Annotated in this window: 3 protein-coding genes and 1 pseudogene; 2 read left to right on the forward strand and 2 right to left on the reverse strand. The window is 69.9% G+C overall.

The window, feature by feature from the left end; all coding sequences use genetic code 11:
* Window positions 1-434 (reverse strand): MFS transporter (locus ACFFNX_RS45390; RefSeq protein ID WP_378212508.1); only part of this gene is annotated, 434 nt, incomplete at its 3' end.
* A 30-nt stretch (window positions 435-464) separates the two neighbouring features.
* On the opposite strand from ACFFNX_RS45390, the gene ACFFNX_RS45395 reads away from it, so the two are divergent.
* Window positions 465-2,054 (forward strand): alpha-amylase family glycosyl hydrolase, encoded by a 1,590-nt coding sequence (locus tag ACFFNX_RS45395; protein WP_378212510.1) that lies wholly within the window; start codon window positions 465-467, stop codon window positions 2,052-2,054.
* Window positions 2,044-3,078 carry a LacI family DNA-binding transcriptional regulator gene (locus ACFFNX_RS45400; protein WP_378212512.1) on the forward strand — a complete coding sequence of 345 codons (1,035 nt, stop codon included), beginning with the start codon at window positions 2,044-2,046 and terminating at the stop codon, window positions 3,076-3,078. Before ACFFNX_RS45395 ends, ACFFNX_RS45400 begins: the two co-directional genes overlap by 11 nt.
* A gap of 54 nt (window positions 3,079-3,132) precedes the next feature.
* Here the strand turns inward: ACFFNX_RS45400 and ACFFNX_RS45405 are convergent.
* A pseudogene (locus tag ACFFNX_RS45405) lies at window positions 3,133-3,464 on the reverse strand (GNAT family N-acetyltransferase); the annotation flags it as partial.

Here is a 3,464-nt window from a genome sequence, read left to right on the forward strand (position 1 = left end):
GCGACCGTCGCGAGGGCGGTGCCGACGAACACGGCGGCGGTGGCGGCGCCGGCGCGGCCGGGCGTCGCCAACCGGGCGGCCACCGACCCGACCGACGACCAGAACAGTCCGTGGGCAACGGCGATCGCAACGCGGGCGACCGCAAGCGTGGCGAAGCCGGGCGCGACCGCCGCGACACCATTGCCCAGCGCCAGGACGAGCATCGTCCCCACGACGACGGTACGTCGGTCCCAGCCGCGGGTGAGGCGCGTCACCGGTATCGCGGTCAGCGCGACCGTCCCCGCGTACGCGCTGAGAAGCAGGCCGACGAGCGTCTGGCCGCGGCCCAGGTCGCGAGCGATGACCTCCAGGGCGCCGACCGGTAGCAACTCGGAGGTCACGTACATGAAGGCGCACACGGCGAGAAGCGCGAGACGACGGCCGGAGATCGACATTTGTGTAACGATACATGTATCGTTACACAAATGTCGATCTCAACTTCGTCCCGCAACTGGTGGGAGCAGGCGGTCGTTTACCAGATCTATCCGCGGAGCTTCGCCGACAGTGATGGGGACGGCGTCGGCGATCTCCGTGGGGTCGTTTCACGGCTGGACCACCTGAGCCGGCTGGGAGTCGACGCGATCTGGCTGTCCCCCATATTCGAGTCGCCGATGGCCGACTTCGGGTACGACATCAGCGATCACTGCCGCGTCGATCCGCTGTTCGGCGGCGACGACGATGCCCGTCTCCTCATCGAGGAGGCACACCGTCGAGGGATCCGCGTGCTGTTCGACCTCGTACTCGGCCACACGAGTGACCGGCACCGCTGGTTCCAGGCCTCTCGGCAGGACCGGACGAACCCCTACCGTGACTTCTATGTCTGGCGGGACGGCCCCACCCCCGGGCGCGCCGACGGCGGACCGCCCAACAACTGGGAGGCGGGATTCCCGGCCGGAGCGCGGGCCTGGACCTTCGACGACCTGAGTGGTCAGTGGTACCTGCACTCGCATCTGCCGCAGCAGCCCGACCTGAACTGGGAGAATCCCATCGTCGCCGACGAGCAGGAACGGGTCCTGCGTTTCTGGCTGGACGCGGGCATCGACGGCGTACGCCTCGACTCCATCAACCGGCTCGGCAAGGACCCGCTGCTGCGGGACAACGCGCCTGGGCTTCCGCTGCGGCAGCAGGACTGGCCGAATCTGCACGAACGGCTCGTCCGGGTGAGATCGGTCCTCGACAAGTACCCGGGAACGCTGGCGGTCGGTGAGGTGTGGCTGTTCGACCAGCAACTGCTCGTGCCCTACCTCTCCGACGACGAACTCCACCTCGCGCACAACTTCGTCTTCGCCCGCGCGGATGCCGACGCGACCGGCCTGGCGGCGATCCTGTCCGAGTTCGGGGACCTGGTGCCTGATCCGGGGCGTGCGGCGTGGTTCGTCTCCAACCACGACGAGCCACGACCGCGAAGCAGGTTCGACCGCGACGGGTACGGGCTGCAGCGGGCAGAGCTCATCGCCATGCTGCTCGCCTCGCTGCGGGGTACGACGTTCCTCTACCAGGGTGAAGAACTCGGCCTTGCCGACACCCCGATCCCCCCGGACCGGGTCGTCGACCTGAACGGGCGCGATCCGCAACGAACGCCGATGCCCTGGCGGGCGCCGAGCGTCTCCGGTCCGGGCGCCGGGTTCACCACGGGCAGGCCATGGCTCCCGATCACCCCCGACGCCGAGGCGATGAACGTCGAGTCACAGCGAACCGACGCTCGCTCGACTCTGAACCTCTATCGGAGACTGATCGGCATTCGCAGAGACCGCTTGCGCGCGGTGACCGGCCGGCACCTCGCCGACGTCCCGGTGGAGGGGGTTCTCCGCGTGGTCAATCAGGTACCCGCAGGCCGGTACGAGACCCTGCTCAACTTCGGCGTCGAGGGCGCCGTCGTCCCGATCCCCGACGGCGCGCGACTCCTCATCGGCACCGACCGTGATCGAAGGGACGTCGGCCCCGGCCGGGTGGAGCTCGGCGGCCTGGAGGGCGTCATGGTCGAGCACCGTTACAGTGAGGTCCATGAGCGGTAAGCGGCCAACGCTGAGGGACGTCGCCGCCCGTGCGGGTCTGTCGGTGATGGTCGCCTCCTACACCTTCTCCCGGCCGGATCGGGTCTCGGAGGCGTCCCGGGCGCGGATCCTCGCCGCCGCCGATGAGCTCGGATACCAGCCCAGCCAGGCTGCCAGGGCATTGCGAACGGGACGTACGGGACTCCTCGGCGTGGTCTTCAGCGAACACCTCGGCTACGCCTTCCGCGACCCCTCGGCGGCCCGCTTCCTCGCGGGCATCGCGGACGTGTGCGCCGACCGCGGCATCGGCCTGACGCTCCTGCCGACAGGCGGGCGCCTCGGGCCGACCGACGCCATCACCAGCGCCTCCGTCGACGGCTTCGTCTTCTGGACGACAGCGGCCAACGACCCGGCACTGCGGGAGGCCATCGCCAGCGGCCGGCCGGTCGCCATCCATGGTGGCCCCCGCATCGCCGGGGCGACCTGCGTCAGCATCGACGACCACGAGGCCGCTCGCGCGGTCGCCCGCGAAACCCTTCGCTCGGCGCGCAGACCCGCTCTCATCTCCTTCCCCGCCCAGGTCGACCAGCTCCCGGTCGTCACCACACTGGACAATGTTCGATCAGAGCTGCCCGTAACGACCGAACGGCTCAGGGGAGTACGAGACGCCCTGGCCGAAGCCGGCATCGACCAACGATCGGTCGGCTGTCACGTCCTCCCCGAGAACTCACGCCTTCTCGGCCGGGAGGCCGCAGCGAGGATCGCCGACGATACGCCCGACATCGACGCGATCATCACACTGAGCGACGAGATCGCGCTGGGCGCGGTCGCGGCGCTCAATGCCCGGAACCTGACGCGCGTCCGCATCACCGGCTTTGACGGGACACCGGAAGCACTCCAGAGCGGTATCACCACGATCGCGCAGGACCTCGAGATGCAAGGACGCCGATGCGCCGAAATCGCACTCGGCGATCGCGTGACGGATTCCCCGATCCCCTGGCGGCTCGTGCGCCTCAGCTCGACAGGCTCCGTCTCCGTAAGCTGACGCCTCGGCGGCGGCGATCATTTCTTCGCGTGCGCTCCCGGTCCCCCATGAGCGTCATGCCGGGCACGGGTCGTCCAGGCGGCGGGCCAGTTCCAGCAGTGCGAGCGCCCGCGCCGTCTCAGTCGCGGTGAACGGCAGACCCGGCCGGTGCAGGCGGATCGGGCGGCCGGTCGCGGGCGCCAGCAACAACGTCTTGCGGCTGCGGGCCCGGCCGGAGGGCAGGGGGCGCGCGTCGAGCATCGCGGCCAGCGCGGCCGACAGCCGGCGGGGATCGGCCCCCACGGAGGAGGCCAGCAGCAGCGCGCGGGTGATCGGGTCGACGAGCTGGTGCATGGTGGCCGGCAGGACGCTCACCTCCCGGCCACCGGCCGAGGTGAGCGCCCTCA

It is taken from the genome of Actinoallomurus acaciae (assembly GCF_042429965.1).
Lineage (GTDB): Bacteria > Actinomycetota > Actinomycetes > Streptosporangiales > Streptosporangiaceae > Actinoallomurus > Actinoallomurus acaciae.